Here is a 17669-nt window from a genome sequence, read left to right on the forward strand (position 1 = left end):
GGAGGGCCGACGGGCGGCTCGTGGCAACGGGACAGGGCGGGATCAGCGGTGGTCGGCCGCGGCCAGGGCGGCGTCGAGCGCGGCGGCCACGGCACGCACGTGCGGGGGCCGCACCAGCTGGTAGTGGTCGGCGTCGGCGTCGTGCCGGACCAGACCGTCCGGGACCCGGTCCGCCCACCGCTTCGCCGAGCCGAGACCCGCGCCGGTCAGGCTCTGGTGGAAGTGGAGGGGGCCCGGGGCGGCGGGCGGCCGGTAGCGGGCGGTCGCCAGCAGGCCGGTACGGAAGACGGTGTAGTGCCGGACCAGGTCGTCCAGGTCCGGCCCCGCGTCCGGGAGACGGCCGGCCACGACCCGCAGCCGGGCCGGGGTGCCGGCGGCCGCGAGCAGGTCGGCGCGCAGCGCGGCACCGGCCTCCGGGCCGGGATCCGTCCCCGAGGAACGCGCGAGATCGTCGTGGAACCACTCCAGCAGGGACACCTCGTCCTCGGGGACGTCCACCGTCCCGGGGTAGGCCGTGTCCAGCAGCGTGAGCGTCCCGACGCGTTGGCCGGCGGCGCGCAGCTGGTGGGCCATCTCGTAGGCGAGCAGTCCGCCGAACGACCAGCCGGCCAGGTGGTACGGCCCCTCGGGCCGGATCCGGCGCAGCGCGGCGAGGTGTGCGGCGGCGAGTTCCTCGACGGTTCCCGGGGTGCCGGCGTCCCCGGCCGGTGCCGTGCCCGCCAGTCCCGGTGCGGTGAGCCCGAACACCGGTCGACCAGGGGCGAGTTCGGCCGCGAGGTCGCGATAGCACAGGACGTGACCGCCGATGGGGTGGACGAGGAGGAGCGGGTCCAGGCCGCCGCCCGGCCGGATGCGGACGACCGTGTCAGGGCCGGCCGGCCGCCGCTGGGCGCGCAGCACCTCCGCCTGGCCGGCGACGGTCGGACGCTCCAGCACCGTGGAGACCGAGAGCCGTTCGCCGAACGCGTCGTTGAGGCGGCCGATGAGGCGCAGGGCGTCGATGGAGTGGCCGCCGCGGGCGAAGAAGTCGTCGTGCACGCCGACCGGTCCGGTGCCGAGGAGCTGTTCCCAGATCGCGGCGATCCGGGCCTCCGTCCCGTCGCGGGGCGGCTCGGGCGGGCTCTGGCGGAGCGCGCCCGCCGGGTCCGGCGCGGGCAGGGCGGCGCGGTCGAGCTTGCCGTTGGGGGTGAGCGGCAGGGCGTCCAGCAGGACCCACGCCGACGGGACCATGTGGTCGGGGAGCAGGGCTCGGGCGTGCCGGACCAGTTCCTCGGCGCCGGCGCCGGCGCCCGTGCCCGTGCCGGTGGCGGTGGCGTCGGCGCCGGCCGTCACCGCGTAGGCGACCAGGCGCTCCCCGCGCAGCAGCACGGCGCAGCCGCGTACCGCCGGGTGTTCGCCGAGCACCGCCTCGATCTCGCCGGGCTCCACCCGGAAGCCGCGGATCTTCATCTGGTGGTCGGTGCGGCCGGCGTACTCCAGGGCGCCGTCCGGCCGGTGCCGGGCCAGGTCACCCGTGCGGTACAGGCGGCGGGTGACGCCGTCGGCGCCGGTGTGCCGTACGAACCGCTCGGCGGTCAGGTCCGGGCGGCCGTGGTACCCGAGGGCCAGCCCGACGCCCTCCAGGTACAGCTCGCCGGTGACGCCCAGCGGGACCTCCGACAGACGGGCGTCGAGGACATGGGTGCGCATGTTGGCGATGGGCCGGCCGATGGGCACGGCGTCGCCGTCGCCGGGCGCGCACCGCCAGGCGGTCACGTCGACGGCCGCCTCGGTCGGACCGTAGAGGTTGTGCAGCTCGACCCCGGGCAGCAGCTCGAAGAACCGGTCCCGCACGTCGGCGGGCAGTGCCTCGCCGCTGCACACGACCCGGGTGAGCCCGGCGGCCTTCGCGACCGCGTCGCCGTCGTCCAGGAACACGGCCAGCATCGAGGGCACGAAGTGCACGGTGCTGATCCGCTCGTCCCGCACGAGTGCGGCCAGATAGCCGGGGTCGCGTTGCCCGCCGGGCCGGGCGAGGACGAGCGTCGCACCGGTGAGCAGCGGCCAGAACAGCTCCCACACCGACACGTCGAACGTGTACGGCGTCTTCTGGAGCACCCGCTCACCGGCGGCCAGGCCGTAGGCGTCCTGCATCCACAGCAGCCGGTTGGCGATGGCCCGGTGGGACACCACGACGCCCTTGGGGGTGCCGGTGGAACCCGAGGTGAAGATCATGTACGCGGGGTCGTCGGGGGACGCGGCCGGCCGGGGGGCGCGCGGCACGTCCACCGGCCGGTCCGGCCCGGGGTCCGGCTCGCCCGGTACGACGACACCCACGCCGGCGTCCCGAAGCCGTACGCCCCACTCCTCGCCGGCGACGACCAGCCCGATCCCCGCCTCCGCCAGCAGCGACCGCACCCGCCGCTCGGGGTGCTCCGGGTCCAACGGCACATACGCCGCACCGCACTTGAGCACGGCGAGCAGGACCACCGGCAGCGTGAGGGAGCGCTCCAGCAGCAGCCCGACGAACGCCCCCGGACCGGCACCGCGCTCCCGCAGCCGCACGGCCAGCTCCTCCGCCGAGGCGTCCAGCGCGCGGTAGCTCAGCTCACCGCCCTCGAAGCGCACGGCCGCGGCATCCGGGGACACCCGCACCTGACGCTCGATCAATTCGGTGAGCACATGCGGATGTTCGTATCGCTTCCGGGTGCTGTTCCATTCCGCGTACCGCCGGTGGTCCGCCTCCGGGAGCAGGTCGGCCGTGAGGCAGTCCTGGTCCGGGGCGTCGGCGAGGGCCCGCAGCGCCGCCCTGTACGAGGCGTGGACCGCGGCCATCCGCTCGGCGGGGAACCGGGCGGCGTCGTAGCGCAGCCCGAGTTCGAGCAGCCGGCCGTCCGGGCTGCGGGAGAACTCCGCGCCGAACGCGAAGTCCGTGTCGGCCTCGCCGATCTCTTCCAGCACGGTGAACGCGCCGTCGGCGGGGCCTTCCCGCTCGACGTGGAAGTGGGTGTAGTTGAAGAAGGTGTCGAAGGGCGCGCTGCCGCCGCCGGCGCGCACGATCTCCGCGAGCGGGAAGCGCCGGTGCTCGTGGACGGGGACCTCCAGGTCCGCGACGCGCCGGACGAACTCCCGCCAGCTCTCGGCGGTGAGGACGCAGCGGAAGGGCAGCGTGTTGAGGAACACGCCGACGACCTTGTCGCCGTCCGGCTCCTCGGTGCGCCCGTTGTGGACCACGCCGGTGGTGACCTCGTCGGCGCCGCCCATCAGCGCCATGATCCGCACATGCGCGGCGAGCAGGACGGTGCGCAGCGGCACGCCCTGTTCGGCGGCGCGCGCGGTGAGGCGTTCGTGCAGGCCGGCGGGGAGCGGCTCGTGGTGCCAGGACATCCGGGGCGGCGCGCCCGCGGGGCCGGTGCGGGGCAGCCGGGTCACGGTGGCACCGGCCGTCCGGCCGGCCCAGAAGGACCGGTGCGCCGGATCGGCGAGGGCGGCGCGTTCGAGCGTGACGAAGGAGGCGAAACGGGAGCGCGGCGCGGGGGCGGGCGCCGGCGCGTCGGCCCCGGCGCACAGGCGGACGTAGCGCGCGCTGAGCTCGGTGAACAGCGAGCGTTCGCTCCAGCCGTCCACGATCGCGTGGTGTTCGGCGATGAACAGCTGGAAGGCGGTGTCGGAGCGGCGCTGCACATGGAAGCGGATCAGCGGCGCACGGTCCCAGGCGAAGGGGCTGGTGCGCTCGGCCTCGTAGCGCCGGGCGACGGCCGCCTCCCGCGCCGCCTCGTCGAGCCCGCGCAGGTCCTCGAAGGTGATCTCGGGGCGGGCGTCGCGGTGCACGAACTGCAGGGGTTCGCCGTAGCCGTGCAGGTCGAAGGAGGTGCGCAGCATCTCGTGCCGGGCGGCGGCCTCGGCGACCACCTGCCGCCAGGCGGCCTCGGACCAGGGCGCCTCCACGTGGTAGGCGGAGACGTTGTGGTAGACGCGTCCCGCGGCGGCCGGCAGATCGCTGTGGAAGAGCATCCCGGCCTGGAGCCGCGTCATCGGGTAGGCGTCGTCCAGCCCCTCGGGGAGCGCGGCCCGGTCCGCCGCGGTGAGCAGCGAGAACGGCTCGTACGGCGGTGTTCCCTCCGCCGCGCCCGCGTCCTGGGAGACGGCCTTCGCCAGGCCGCGCACGGTCTGGTGCCGCATGAGGTCGACGACGCCGAAGCGCAGCCCGCTCTCCCGGCCTCGTGCGAGCACCTGGAGGGAGCGGATGGAGTCGCCGCCGAGGGCGAAGTAGTTGTCGAGGGCGCCGACCCGCTCGTGTCCGAGCACCTCCTGCCAGATCCGCGCGAGTGCCGTCTCGACGGGACCGCGGGGCGGTTCGTACGCCGATCCGGGCGCGAGCGCGCCTGTCGTCGCGCCCGGGACCGGCAGCGCGCGGCGGTCCACCTTTCCGTTGGCGGTGAGGGGGAGCGCGGGAAGGGTGACGAGGGCGCCGGGGACCATGTAGCCGGGGAGCCGGGCCGCCAGGTGGGCGCGGAGGCCGTCCACGGTGAGGGGGCCCGGGACGGGGCCGTCCGCCTCGGGGCCGTTCGCCGCGGGGTGCTCGGCGGCCGGCACGACATAGCCGGCCAGTACCGGGGTCCCGGTGGCGTCCGGGACGACGCGGGCGACGGCGGCGCCGACGCCCGGGTGCGCGGTGAGCGCCGCCTCGATCTCGCCGAGTTCTATGCGGAAGCCCCGCAGCTTGACCTGGTCGTCGATGCGGCCGAGGTATTCCAGCTCGCCGTCGGCCCGCAGCCGTGCCAGGTCGCCGGTCCGGTAGAGGCGCTCACCGCAGGACGCGGTGGGGAAGCGCTCCGCGGTCAGTTCCGGGCGGTTGAGATAGCCCCGGGCGAGACCCGCCCCGGCGACGTACAGCTCGCCGGCGGCGCCGCGCGGCACCGGGTCGCCGTGGCGGTCCAGCAGGTGCAGCCGCAGGTCCGGGATGGGCACGCCGATGACGCTGCCCCGCCCCTGTGCCGCGTCCCGGGCGGTCAGCGGGCGGTAGGTGACATGCACCGTGGTCTCGGTGATGCCGTACATGTTGACCAGCCGGGGCGCGGTGTCGCCGTGCCGGCCGAACCAGCCGGTGAGCGCGCCGACGTCGAGGGCCTCACCGCCGAACACCACGTACCTGAGGCTCAGCCGGCCGGGCGGTCCGGCCGCGCGCCGGGCGTCCGCGCGGTCGAGCTGGTGGAAGGCGGACGGGGTCTGGTTGAGCACGGTGACCGCCTCGTCGCACAGCAGGCGGTGGAAGTCCTCCGGGGACCTGCTGACCTCGTACGGCACCACGACGAGCCGTCCGCCGTGCAGCAGCGCGCCCCACAGCTCCCAGACGGAGAAGTCGAAGGCGATGGAGTGGAACAGCGTCCACACGTCGCCGGGGCCGAAGCCGAACCAGTGGCGGGTGGCGGAGAACAGCCGGGTGATGTTGCGGTGCGGAACCAGGGTGCCCTTGGGGCGTCCCGTGGAGCCCGAGGTGTAGATGACGTAGGCGAGATGATCGGGTGTCACACCGCTGTCGGGCGCGGTGCCGGGCAGTTCGGCGAGCTGAACCGCGTCGGCCGTGAGATCCACCGTGTGCGCGGCCGCGGCCTCCCACAGCGGCCGGGTGGCGGTGGTGCCCACGACATGGCGGAGCCCGGCGTCGCCGATGATGTGCCGCAGTCGCTCCGGCGGGTTGTCCGGGTCGAGCGGCAGATAGGCGCCGCCCGCCTTGAGGATGCCCAGCAGGCCGACCACCAGCTCGGCGGAGCGCGGTGCGCACAGGCCGACCAGAGTGTCGGGGCCGACCCCGAGTGCGCGCAGCCGGTGCGCCAACTGGTTCGCGCGGCGGTCGAGTTCGCCGTAGCCGAGGGCGAGCGCGCCGTCGGTGACGGCGACGGCGCCGGGGGTGCGGGCGGCGTGCTCGGCGAAGACCTCGTGGGCGCAGCGCACGGCGGCGGCCGCCGCCTGATCGGGCAGGGCGGAGACGAGCGGGCGCCGTTCCTCCTCGCTCAGCATGGGAAGCCGGCTGACGGGCAGTTCCGGCTCCGCGACGGCCGCGGCCAGCAGGTTCAGGTAGTGCCGGGTGAACCGTTCGACGGTGGCGGCCTCGAACAGATCGGCGCGGTACTCCAGCCGGCAGCGGACGCCGTCGTCGCCCCGTACGACATCGAAGGTCAGGTCGAACTTGGCGGTCCCGGGCGGGCCTTCGAGCAGCCGGGCGCGGGGACCGGGCAGCGCCGCGGTGGTCTCCGCCTCGTCCTGGAGGCCGAACACGACGTCGAAGAGGGGTGCGCGGTCGGTGCCGCGCTCGGGGTTGAGGTGCTCGACGATCCGCTCGAAGGGAAGGTCCTGGTTGTCCTGGGCGTCCGCGACGGTGTCCCGCAACCGCTTGAGGTGGTCGCGGAACCGGGGGTCGTCGGAGAGGTCGGAGCGGATCACGAGGGTGTTGACGAACAGCCCGACGGTGTCCGCGAACTCCCCGCGGTTGCGGTTGGCCACGGGCGTGCCCACCAGGATGTCCGAGCCGCCCGTGTAGCGGCCGAGGACGACCTGGAAGGCCGCGAGCATGGTCGTGTAGAGGGTGCTGCCGGTCTCCCGGCAGAGCCGGTCCAGCCGCGCCTGGACGTCCTCGGGGACCGCCGCCTCGTGGAGGGCGGCGCGGCGGGGCAGCGGTTCCCCGCCCGGCCGGTGGTCCGCCGGCAGCCCCGCGGACGGCAGCTCGCCGCCCAACTGGGCCGCCCAGTAGGCGAGCTGCCGTTCGGCCGCGGGTCCGCGCAGCCACTCCTCCTGCCATTCGGAGAAGTCGGCGTACTGGAACTCGGGCTCCTCCGGCTCAAAGTCGCGGGCACCGGGCGCGTTCGCCGCACCGGTCCGGGCCGCGTAGTCGGTGAGGATCTCCTTGAGCAGCAGCCCCGCCGACCACCCGTCCCCGACGATGTGGTGCATCGCCAGGGCGAGTACGGCACCCTCGGGCCGCCGCAGCAGCGCGGCCCTGAAGAGCGGGCCGGCCGCCAGGTCGAAGGGCCTGCGGTGCTGGGCGTCCATCCAGCGCCCGGCATCGACGTCGCCGTGCTCCCGCGCCACCGACCAGTCGAGCCGCGCCGAGGCGTCGATGTGCTGCGTCAACTCCCCGTCTTCCAGGACAAATCGGGTCCGCAGTGCCTCGTGCCGGTCCAGCAGTCCCTGGGCGCAGGAGCGGAGCACCTCGGCGTCCACGGGACCGTCGAGCGCGCAGAAGACCGGCATGTGATACGTCGGCCTGCCCTCCTCCATCTCCTGGAGGAAATACATCCGCTGCTGGGCCCGCGAGGCGCGGAAAACGCTGACCGACGGCTCGGTGAACGCTTCGGCCGTGACGTGAGTGGCCAAGTCGACTCCCTCGACCGCCACGTCTTTTTGGACGTGCGGCACTGATCCCACTGGTTGGTGAGACCAACGCTAGGCGCGCGACCCGGATGGAGATAAGTCCCGATCTGCCGGTCCCGGAACCACGTGACACGGCGCTCCGCCGATCAGGGCCGGCGGCGGAGCCGCCGCGCCGGGGCGGTCAGCTGGTGCGCAGTGGCACCGGCAGGTGGTCCCAGAGGTTGACGTGGGACAGCCGCCAGTGGCCGTGGGACCATTCGAGCGCGGTGATCCCGCAGTGGTAGGGCTTGAGGCAGAAGGCGTCGGACTCCGCGGCGGCCCGGACGACCGTGGCGATCAGCCCGCCGTCCGCCACCGCGAGCACCGGCTGCCCCGACTCCCGCGCGCACCGCGTCAGTTCGACCAGAGCCGTGCGCGCCTGGGCGCGGAAGTCCAGATAGCGCTCGGACAGGAGCCTGCCGCGCCGTCTGGTGAACGGCGCTGCGGAGGACGGAAGTTCGGGTGCGAGGGGAAAGTCGGCCGCCATGAGGGTGTGCTGGACCCGGGCCGCGAGCCCCAGCGGTTCACACACGTACTCGGCCGTCTCGCGGGCCGGCGTCAGCGGGCTGGTCACCACGCTGCCCACGGTCAGTGCCGTGTCGCCGTCGAGCCGCGCGCCGTCCGCGAGCCACTTCGCCAGATGCCCGGCCTGGGTGTGCCCGAGCGGGCTGAGCGAGCTGTCCCGGCGGCGCCCCGGGGCCACCTGCGCCTGACCGTGTCGTACCAGGCAGATCTTCACCGGACGTCCTCCACGAGCGGTTCCCGGTCGGCCTCGGAGCCTGCCCTCTCGCCGGGAGAGCCCGGCATGAGGGGTTTGCCCGCGGCCACGGTCCGGCCGAGCCAGAACCCGGCGAACTGGCTGGTCACGATGGACAGCAGCACCAGCGAGGTGAAGAACTCCTCGTTGATGACGTGCGCGCCGAACGCGACGGAGGCGAGCACGATGCCCGGACCGCCGCGCGCGTTCATCGCGACCGCGAGGTTCCTGGCCGCCGCCGAGGACTCTCCCGCCAGCCGGGCCCCGAGCCAGACGCTGGCCGACTTCACCAGGCAGGCCAGTGCCAGGAACCAGCAGAAGAACACCGGGTCGAAGTGGCGCACCAGGTCGAGCTTGACGCCGACGATCGCGAAGTAGACCGGCACGAAGAAGCCGAGCGAGACCTGGCGCAGCGTCTCCTGGGACCGTTCCGCCGCCGCTCCCGGCGCACCCGCCACGCACATGCCCGCAACCAGCGCGCCGAAGATCGGGTCGATGCCGAGCCCCGCGCAGGCCGCGCACAGCAGGAAGACGACGACCAGGCGGAACGCGAGCGGGCTGCGCCGCTCCAGGACGTTGGCCCGTGACCGGGACAGCCGTACGAAGAGCCTCGGGCCGAGCCACCGGGACAGCGTGAGGAACAGCAGCGGTGCCACGGTGAAGTAGGCGACGGTGGGTACCAGTTCGCCCGAGCCGTACGACGCCCACAGCCCGTAGGCGTCGGCACCGCGGGCCTGCGCCATGCCGAGGACGACGGCGAGGACGACGTAGAGCAGGATGTCCTCGACGACGGCCACGGCAAGCACGATCCGCGCGAACAGGGTCCGCAGGATGCCGAGGTCCAGCATGATGCGGGAGATGACGGGCACGCTGGTGACCGCGACGGCCATGCCGAACACGAGCGCGAGGGCGGCGGGCGAGCCGTTGGGTCCGGCCAGATCGCCGGTGTGCACGGCGGAGGCGACGGCCAGCCCGGAGGCGAACGGCAGGGCGAGACCGGAGACCGCGGCATACGTGATGGTGCGCCGGCCCCGGGACTCGCGGCGGGCGCGCAACTCGGCGCCGGTCAGGTACACCAGCAGCAGCATGCCGAGCTGGTAGAAGGCGCCCAGCACGGACCCGGTGGCGCCCCCGGACGGGAACAGCCAGTGCCGGACGCCCGGCGCGAACTCGCCGAGGACCGTCGGGCCGAGCACCAGGCCCCCCGCGATCTCACCGATGACCTGGGGCTGGCGCATCCGCGCGAACAGATGGCCGCCGGCATGCGCGGCGGTGAGCAGGACGATCAGCGCGAGGAGGAGATGGGCGACCTCAGCGGCTTCGAGGGACACGGCTCCTCCTCCCTTCCGGGGCTGTGCGGACCAGTGCGGATACCACGGGTGTCCCTTCTGCTCGGCCGGTCGTGCCTAGACGGAGACCACACAGTCGTCGGAGCAGCCCGCGCCCGCGACACTGACGATTCCCTCCCTTCCGTCGCCGAAGAACCGCGCGAACAGGCCGGCTGGGCGGCCGCCGAACAGCAGCGGCCCGAACACCGGGGCCACCTCGGTGTCGTACGGCTCGTCCACCCCGTCCGCCACCACCGCCAGCCGGCAGGTGCGCGGCGCCACGAACTCCTGCACCACACTGGTACCGGTCTCCGCGGCCGCCGCCACCGCCGCCGCCCATGCGCCCTGGTCCGTCTCCCGGCCGATGAGGACCTGCCGGCCGCTCATGCCGATGCTCTCCTTGAGCACCAGCGACTCCCGGTGCGAGACGGTGAACTCCACCAGGTCGACCTCGCGTTCACCCCGCGTCGTCCACCGGTGGGACAGGACGCGGGTCCACGGCAGATAGGTGTCGACGAGGGCGCGCTCGGCGGCGCTCATCCACGGGCGGCCCTCCGACAGCAGGCCCATGGTCAGCTTGCTGGACAGGAAGGTGGAGGTCTGGGTGCCGACCAGGAGGCAGCCGTTGTCCAGCGCGGCCCCGACCGGCGCGGTGTCGATGCCGAGTTCGGCCCAGTCCGCGATGGTGAAGTCCCGGAGCCCCAGCCCGTACCGCAGCCGGGGCGGGCAGTCCCAGGCCTCGTGCAGATCCTCGGGCTCGAAGAAGCGCGCGATCAGGCCATGACTGTTGAAGTGGTCGACCTGGAGATCGAAGTACCGGGTGAGGCCGCCCTGGTCGCGGGCGCTGCCCACCATCGCCACCCGGGGCGGCAGCCCGGACTCGGCGCAGAGCTGCCGGAACATCTCGGCGCGTACGGTGAACGGGTCCTGGCAGCCGAACGGCAGCCGCCCCCCGGCGTCGGTGTACAGCCGCCGCCAGACCGCCATCCGGCAGTGGAACTCCACCGGGCCGCCCAGCGCGCCGCTGACGTTGAACTCCAGGAACCGCGGTCCGTCCGGTCCGATCACGATGTCGGGACGGGCCACGCAGTCCGCGTACCGCTCCTCGGTGAACTGGTCGGCGAGGAACAGCCGGCGCTCCCCGGGCGGCATGCGGTACGCGGCCAGCCGCCCCTCCGTGGTGGCCGCGCTCTCCAGGGCGGCGCGCCGCACCAGGTCGAGCAGGGCCCGCGAGACGCGGAACAACTCGGCGTAGGACGCGGTCGGCAGCGCGATCGGGGCGGCCGGCAGATGCGTCTGGTACCAGTAGCCCGTGTCCCGTATCTCGTGCCGCAGCATGTCGCGGAGCGTCGCCGCACCGGCCGCGGGCGCCAGCCGGTGCCGGCCGAACCACGGGTGGCCCGTCACCGGCGAGGGGTCCGCCTCCAGGAGCACGGTCATCCGTCTTCCTCTCTTTCCCTCTCTCTGATCACGAGGCGCTGCGCACCGCTAAGGTGTGCGCGGCGCCGCCGCGAGTCCGGCGTCCGCGGTCCGTAAACGCACACGGGAGACAGCCGTATGACACTGCGTCGGGTGGGCGACAACGAGTACGTCGAGGAACACGGAGGCGACTACGAGGACTTCGAGCCGGGGATGGTGATCAGACACTGGCCCGGCCGCACCATCACCGAGTCGGACAACACCTGGCTGACGCTGCTGACGATGAACCAGCACCCGCTGCACTTCGACAAGGCCTACGGCGAAGGCGCCGAGTACGGCAGGGTGCTGGTGAACAGCGGCATCACCATCTGCCTGATCAGCGGCATGACCGTACAGGCGCTGTCCGCGCGGGCGGTGGCCAACCTCGGCTGGGACCGGATCCGGCTGAAGGACCCGGTGTACGTCGGCGACACCCTGTACGCGACGAGCCGCGTCCTGGACAAGCGGCTGTCCAGGTCCCGGCCCGGACAGGGGATCGTCACGGTCGAGACGACCGGACACAAGTCCACCGGGGAGACCGTCATCGTCTTCGAGCGGTCCTTCATGGTCCGCTGCCGCCACACGGCCTGACGCCACCGCCCCGCACGTCATGGTGCCGCGCCCGCGCACAGGGCGGCCGCGGCCGCGGTGTCCTCGATGGCCAGACCCACCCCGCGGAACACCGAGGTACGGCCGCCGGCCGCGGCCGTGGAGCCGACCAGCTCGCCCAGCTCGCGCAGGGCCCCCGGGGCGATCAGGCCGCCGGCCAGCGCGGCCCGCACCTCCCCGGCCTCCTCGCACGCGGCCCGCCGTTCCTCCACCACGACGAGTGCGTCGGCGAGCAGCGCCGGATCGACCTCCAGGGCGTCCTCATGGGTGCCGCCGATCACGTTGAGGTGCGCGCCCGGGGCCACCCAGCCGGCCTCGACCAGCGGTTCGCGCGCGCCGGTCGACGTCGTCGTGCAGATCACGGAGGCGTCGGTGACTGCCTCCTCCGCGGTGTCGCACACGGTCACCCGGAGCCCGCCGTCCGAGGCGTCCCGCACCCACCGCGCGAACTCCATCGTGCGTTCGCGGGTACGGGAGAACACCCGGACCGTGCGCGGCGGCCGCACCGCGGACACGGCCCGCACCAGGGCCCGCGCCTGCACCCCGGCACCCAGCACGGCCAGGTCGGCGGCATCCTCGGGGGCGCACAGCCGGGTGGCCAGCGCGGCGACCGCACCGGTGCGGACGGCGGTCAGCTCGGCGCCGTCCAGCAGGGCGGTGATCCGGCCGGTCGCCAGATCGGTGACCGCGACGACCCCGTGGATCAGCGGCAGGCCGCGCTCCGGATTCCCCGGCGTCAGCGTGGTGATCTTGACGCTGCCCACGCCGTGCCGCTCCCACACCGAGGCCGCCGCGAGCAGTTCCCCGCCGCGCTCGTGCGGGACGATCGTGCGCGGGGGAGAGGCCGTACGCCCGGCGGACAGGTCGGCGAAGGCCTCGGCGAGCGCGTCGACCACCCGCAGCAGCCGCTCGGTGCCCCCCATGTCCCCGGGCCCGATGAACACCGGCCCGCTCACGCGGCCGGTCCCCGCGCGCTCAGCTCCGCGACCACGTCCCCGATCATGTCCTCCTGCCCGGCGATGGCCTGCCGCCTGCCGAGTTCGAAGAACACGTCCCGGGGGTCGACGCCCGCCCGCCGCGCCTGTTCGAGGACCTGGTGCCTGAAGCCGGAGAAGACCCCGGCGAGACCGCTGACGATGCTCAGCGAACCGGTCACCGGAGGCGCCGGCATGAGGGCGCGCTCGGCGAACTCGGCGGCGTCCAGCAGCGCGTACAGATCGATGCCGGTGGTGAACCCGGTGCGCTCCAGCACCGGTACCAGCACCTCCAGTTGGGTGTTGCCGGCGCCCGCCCCGAAGCCGCGCGCACAGCCGTCGATGATCCCGGCGCCCGCCCGCGCGGCCGCGACCGAGTTGGCCACGGCCATGCCGAGGTTGTCGTGTCCGTGGAAGATCACCGGCACGTCGACGGCGGCCCGGATGGCACCGATACGCTCGCTGACGTCGTCCGGCAGGAAGTGCCCGGCGGAGTCCATGATGCCGACCGCGCGGGCCCCGTAGCCGACGGCGCGGGCCGCGTTCTCGGCGAGTTCGGCGGGGGAGGCCATATGGCTCATCATGAGCACGCAGTGGGCCTCGGCGCCCTGCTCGGCGAGGAAGCCCAGATGGCGTTCGGCCAGCGAGCCCTCGGTGCAGTGCACGCCGATCCGCACCACGTCCGCGCCCTGCCTCAGGGCCCTGCGCAGATCGTCGGAGGTGCCCCAGCCGGGGAGCAGGAACACCCCCATCCGGCTGTGCCGCAGGGCCTCCCGCACGGTGGACAGCATCAGGTCGTCCGGTACGGCGGCGCGGCCGACCTGGACGGACGAGGCGCCGAGCCCGTTGCCGTGCCCCACCTCCACCACCGGTACCCCCGCGGCGTCGGCGGCGGCCGCGTAGCCGCGCAGCGCGTCCGTGCCGAGCTGATGGCGCACCGCGTGCTGGCCGTCGCGCAGGGTGGGGTCGTGGATAACCACGGCGGTCATCGGCTCACCCCCCGCCGGGCGGCCGGGGCGAGCCGGACCGCGTGCTGTTCGGCGACCAGGACCGCGGCCGCGTCGATGATGTCCAGGTTGCCCGCGTAGGCGGGCAGCACCTCGCTGTCGGCGGTCACTTCGAGGGTGACGACGACCAGTTCGCCGCGCACGTCGCAGGTACGGACGCGGTAACCGGGCGCGAACTCCCGCACCCGCGCGGCCGCCTCGTCCACCACGGCCCGTACCGTCCCGGCATCGGCCCCGGGCGCCACCGCGTGCACGGTGGTACGGAAGGTCGCCGGGGGCACGGCCGGGCTGATGTTGAGGATCGCCTTGGTGCCGCCCACGCCGGTGAACGCGGTGAGCGCCTGCTGGGTCGTCGCGACGTACTCGTCCAGGTTGAGCCGGGTGGCCCGGCCCGCGACGCTGCTGGCGACGGTCGAGACGACTTCGAGGTACCGCACGTCGAAGCGGTCGGCGAGGGCGTGCGCGACCGGGACCGACGCCTGGCCGCCACAGCTGATCAGGCTGACGTCGCCCTCGGGCGGCGCGTGCACACCGGTCACGGTCGGCACCACCATCTGCCCGATCTTGCTCGGCGTCAGATCGATCAGCAGCGTGTCGAACGACCGCAGCAGCCGCCGGTGTTCGGCGTGCGCCCGCGCGTTGGTGGCGTCGAAGACGACGTCGAAGGGGCGGGGCGCGGCGAGGACCGCGCCGATCCCGTCCGCGCTGGTCGGACAGCCCAGCCCGGCGGCGCGGCGCAGCCCCGCCGACTCCGGGTCGCGCCCGGCCACGAGCGTGCAGTCCAGCACGGGCGAACGGCGGATCTTGGAGACCAGGTCCTGCCCGATGGATCCGGTGCCGATGACGGCGACGGAGATGCCCGGGACGGTGTGCACGGCGCTGTCGTCGGTGACGATCACCGCGCGGCCTCCGAGTCCGATACCCGGGGACCGGCCGAACCCGCCGCACCCGTACCCGCACCCGCCGCACCCGCACCGGCCGCACCCACGTGCCCCGGACCTGTATCGGTCGCTCCCGGGTCCGTGGCTCCCGGGTCCGTGGCTCCCGGGTCCGTGGCTCCCGGGTCCGTGGCTCCCGGGTCCGCGGTTCCCCTGGGGACGGTCTCCGGGGCCGCCGCCCGCGGACCCGCCGTCCGCGCGCCCGTCGGCGCGAACCGCGCGTGCCACGCGTCCCCGCGCTCCACCGTCATCCGCGCCCGGCGGGCGAACGGCGGGCCGACCATGGCGCCGTCCAGCAGCGCCACACCGCCGTCCGCGGCCCGGACCGCCTCGGTGACCCGGCGCGCGCGGCGCAGTTCCGCCATGTCGGGCCGCAACGCCCGGTTGATCGCCGCGAGTTCGCTCGGATGCACCGCCACCTTGCCGTGGAAGCCCAGCTCCCGCACCCGCTCGATCTCCTCGGCCAGCACCTCGGGCGCGTCGAGCCGGAAATTGGCGGTGTCGACACAGGCGGTCCCGTACCGCGCGCAGGCGAGGGCCATCGCCTGACGGACGGCGAGGAGCCCGGCCCAGGTGATCTCGACGCCCAGGGTCGCGGCCAGATCGGCCGAGCCGAGGATCAGCCCGTCGGCGGCCTCGGCGATGCCGTCCACGGCGCGGACGCCGGCCGGGGTCTCCAGCGTCACGTAGATCTCCGGGTGCGCCCCGGCCGTGGCGAGGGTGTCCCGCAGCAGCCTCACCTCGACGGATGAGTCCACCATGGTCATCACGACGATGCCGGGGCGGACCGGGGACTCGGCGAGCATCAGCAGGTCGCGTACGGCGTCCAGGGTGCCCAGCGGATTGATCCGCACCGCGGTGTTGGCCGGGACCGGCGCCTTTCCCAGTGCCCTTCGGCACACCTCGCGCGCCGCCGGCCTGCCGGGCGGCGGAACGGCGTCCTCCAGGTCGATCAGATGCACATCGGCGTCGTACGACCACGCCTTGACGACCCGGTCCAGAGAGAGCGCGGGCGTGTACAGGATGCTGCGCGGCAGCGCCCGGGTGGCGTCCGTCACAGTGCCGCCTCCCCGGGCGCGGGTATCGCGGGGCAGGCGCCGACCTCGGTGAGGACCGCGCACAGCCCCCGGATCTGCTCCTCGGTCTGGCCCGCGCGCATCATCACCCGCAGGCCCGCCGTGCCGCGGGCGACGATCGGGAAGAACACCGGGGAGACGTAGAACCCGGCCTCGAAGACCCGCCGCCCGGCCTCGATGACCGTCTCGTCGCTCATCGGCACCAGCCGGATCGGGTAGGTGCTGCCGGTCTGCGCGGTGTGCACCAGGGAGTCGAAGAGCTCGATGTTGCGGTACAACCGGGACTGGAGCGTGCTCAGTTCGGGTGTGCGGTGGATCTCGGCCGAGGCGAGGCCCGCGCCCACCGCGGCCGTGTTCAGCAACTGCGAGTAGTTCAGGGCGCCGCCGAAGCGCTCGATGATCCGCAGCGTCTCCTTCTCGTACCCGTCGAGCACGATGGCCGCGCCACTGGTGCCGAACGCCTTGTTCAGGGTGACCACCACGATGGTGCGTTCGTCCAGCACCGGGCTGTGCGTGCGGACGTAGCCGACGCCGCGCTCGCCGTAGGCCGACAGCGAGTGGGAGTCGTCGTAGTAGACCAGCAGGCCGTACCTGTCCTGGAGTTCGGCCAGTTCCTTGACCGGCGCGTAGCCGCCCAGGCTGTCGCTGCCGTCGCAGACGTAGGCGACGCGCGCGTACTTCCTGCACGCGTCCTCGATGAAGTCGAGGTCGTGGTGGGGCGAGGTGACGACCTCGGTCTCGTCGGCGCACACGGGCTTGAGGTTCGACATCGAGACATGGGCGTTCTTGTCGAAGACCATCAACGGCCGTGTGCCGTCGCCGAGATGGCCGGAGGCGATCAGCGGCAGCAGCCCGAAGGTGGCCGTGCTGGCCGCGATGGAGCACACCACGTGCGCGCCGAACAGCTCGCCGAGGGAGTCCTCCAGCTCCAGCATCGCGGGGATCTGCACCCGGCTGCGGGCGATGCAGTGGTCCAGGACGCCGTAGCGGCGCATCGCTTCGAGGCCGCCCTCGATCACCTTCGGATGGGAGTCCAGGTCGAGGTAGGAGCAGCAGCTGAAGTTGACGAACTCGTGTCCGTCCGCGACGAAGTCGTGTCCGGCGGTGGTCCGCAGCACCCCGGAGTCCAGGTCGGCCACGATGCCGGCCAGACCGTTGCGCTCCGACATGTCCCAGAACTCGTTGCCGATGCCGATGAGCTTGTCGTTGTTGCGGTACCGGTGGGTGGGGGTGATGGTGATGCGCTCCGTCATGACGCCGCCTGTGCCGGTTCGTAGTTGTAGACGCCCTTGAGCTTGCGGAAGACCGCTGTGTAGACCGCCACCCCGAGCACGTACGGCCGGCGCAGGATCTTGGGGTCGCGCAGCCAGAAGTTCACGTTGATGTTCATCGCGTCCAGCGACTCCGCCTGGTGCCACCAGCCCAGCGGCAGATAGAGCATCTGCCCCGGCTCCAGGACCACTTCACGACGCCGGGCGAGCTTCGCCGCGATCCTCGGGTAGCGCGTCCGGTCCACGTCGTCGAAGTCGAAGACCCGGGACTTGTCGCCGAACCCCTTCTTCAGCGAGCGCGGGTAGTACGCGCGCGAGCCCGGCGGTGCCATGACGAACCGTTTGCGGCCCTCCAGGGCGACGTTGAAGTTCTCCAGCTCGTCGAAGTGGCTCTGGGTGAAGACCCCGCGGTGGCTGATCCACAGGTTGGCCGCGTTGAGTGCCCGCCGGTAGTCGAACAGCTTCCCGGCGTCGAAGCCGAGGATCGCGTTGACGTCCGAGGGCCGGTCGCGGATGTTGGACACGACGCGGTTCCAGGTGCTCGCGTCGTTCTGGTACGCGTCGTCGGCGAAGAACTCGGCCAGCCGGATCTCCCTGGTGGTCCAGCGCTCGGGGTTCTTCTTGTCGCTGGGCTCGGTGAAAAGGGTCACCGGCAGCTCTCCGAGCAGCTCCGCCACGCCCTCCTTGCCCATGCCCTCGGTGCCCCCGGGCAGGGTGATGACGACGGGGACGTCCGCACGGATCAGGGCGTCCCGCCCGAAGGCCATGAACTCCTCGAACGACAGCCGGGGTACGGGCAGACCGCCGAGGCCGCTCTTCACCGGGTCAGGCTCGCTTGCGTCCACAACTCTTCCCTCTCCGC

11 protein-coding genes are annotated in these 17669 nt (G+C 73.3%); 1 reads left to right on the top strand and 10 read right to left on the bottom strand.

Translation table 11 applies throughout. The features are described 5' to 3' along the window. Positions 1 to 42 precede the first annotated feature (42 nt). The 4 genes from VT52_RS14315 to VT52_RS14330 form a co-directional block, all read right to left on the bottom strand. Positions 43 to 7353 (bottom strand): non-ribosomal peptide synthetase, encoded by a 7311-nt coding sequence (locus VT52_RS14315; protein ID WP_053055565.1) that lies wholly within the window; start codon positions 7351 to 7353, stop codon positions 43 to 45. A gap of 178 nt (positions 7354 to 7531) precedes the next feature. Next, positions 7532 to 8128: a histidine phosphatase family protein gene (locus VT52_RS14320; protein WP_046423253.1), complete on the bottom strand. Its 597-nt coding sequence runs from the start codon at positions 8126 to 8128 to the stop codon at positions 7532 to 7534. Continuing rightward, positions 8125 to 9477, bottom strand: coding sequence for a cation:proton antiporter (locus VT52_RS14325; RefSeq protein WP_046423255.1), 1353 nt, complete (start codon positions 9475 to 9477; stop codon positions 8125 to 8127). The genes VT52_RS14320 and VT52_RS14325 overlap by 4 nt, the downstream gene beginning before the upstream one ends. A 75-nt stretch (positions 9478 to 9552) precedes the next feature. Further along, positions 9553 to 10914 carry a hypothetical protein gene (locus tag VT52_RS14330; RefSeq protein WP_046423257.1) on the bottom strand — a complete coding sequence of 454 codons (1362 nt, stop codon included), beginning with the start codon at positions 10912 to 10914 and terminating at the stop codon, positions 9553 to 9555. Positions 10915 to 11031: 117 nt separating this feature from the next. Between VT52_RS14330 and VT52_RS14335 the strand changes: the two genes are divergently transcribed. Further along, entirely contained in the window at positions 11032 to 11523 is a 492-nt protein-coding gene (locus tag VT52_RS14335; protein WP_046423260.1) for a MaoC family dehydratase, read from the top strand. 17 nt (positions 11524 to 11540) lie between these two features. On the opposite strand, the gene VT52_RS14340 is transcribed toward VT52_RS14335, so the two are convergent. Genes VT52_RS14340 through VT52_RS14365 form a run of 6 tightly spaced genes read right to left on the bottom strand, consistent with a single transcriptional unit; the run spans position 11541 to position 17607 of the window. Then, positions 11541 to 12497: an ornithine cyclodeaminase family protein gene (locus VT52_RS14340; RefSeq protein WP_046423263.1), complete on the bottom strand. Its 957-nt coding sequence runs from the start codon at positions 12495 to 12497 to the stop codon at positions 11541 to 11543. Continuing rightward, on the bottom strand, positions 12494 to 13504 hold the full coding sequence (dmpG, locus tag VT52_RS14345; protein WP_046423266.1) for a 4-hydroxy-2-oxovalerate aldolase: 1011 nt from the start codon (positions 13502 to 13504) through the stop codon (positions 12494 to 12496). The genes VT52_RS14340 and dmpG overlap by 4 nt, the downstream gene beginning before the upstream one ends. Then, positions 13501 to 14421: an acetaldehyde dehydrogenase (acetylating) gene (locus VT52_RS14350; protein WP_046423268.1), complete on the bottom strand. Its 921-nt coding sequence runs from the start codon at positions 14419 to 14421 to the stop codon at positions 13501 to 13503. The genes dmpG and VT52_RS14350 overlap by 4 nt, the downstream gene beginning before the upstream one ends. After that, positions 14418 to 15518 carry an HpcH/HpaI aldolase/citrate lyase family protein gene (locus tag VT52_RS14355; RefSeq protein WP_240509756.1) on the bottom strand — a complete coding sequence of 367 codons (1101 nt, stop codon included), beginning with the start codon at positions 15516 to 15518 and terminating at the stop codon, positions 14418 to 14420. Before VT52_RS14355 ends, VT52_RS14350 begins: the two co-directional genes overlap by 4 nt. After that, positions 15515 to 16789 carry an 8-amino-7-oxononanoate synthase family protein gene (locus VT52_RS14360; protein WP_046426910.1) on the bottom strand — a complete coding sequence of 425 codons (1275 nt, stop codon included), beginning with the start codon at positions 16787 to 16789 and terminating at the stop codon, positions 15515 to 15517. The genes VT52_RS14355 and VT52_RS14360 overlap by 4 nt, the downstream gene beginning before the upstream one ends. Continuing rightward, a complete protein-coding gene (locus tag VT52_RS14365) occupies positions 16786 to 17607 on the bottom strand; it encodes a cupin-like domain-containing protein (protein WP_240509759.1) in 822 nt (273 codons plus the stop codon). The genes VT52_RS14360 and VT52_RS14365 overlap by 4 nt, the downstream gene beginning before the upstream one ends. Between the last annotated feature and the right edge of the window lie 62 nt (positions 17608 to 17669).

It is taken from the genome of Streptomyces malaysiense (assembly GCF_000980885.2).
GTDB classification, from domain to species: Bacteria; Actinomycetota; Actinomycetes; order Streptomycetales; family Streptomycetaceae; genus Streptomyces; species Streptomyces malaysiense.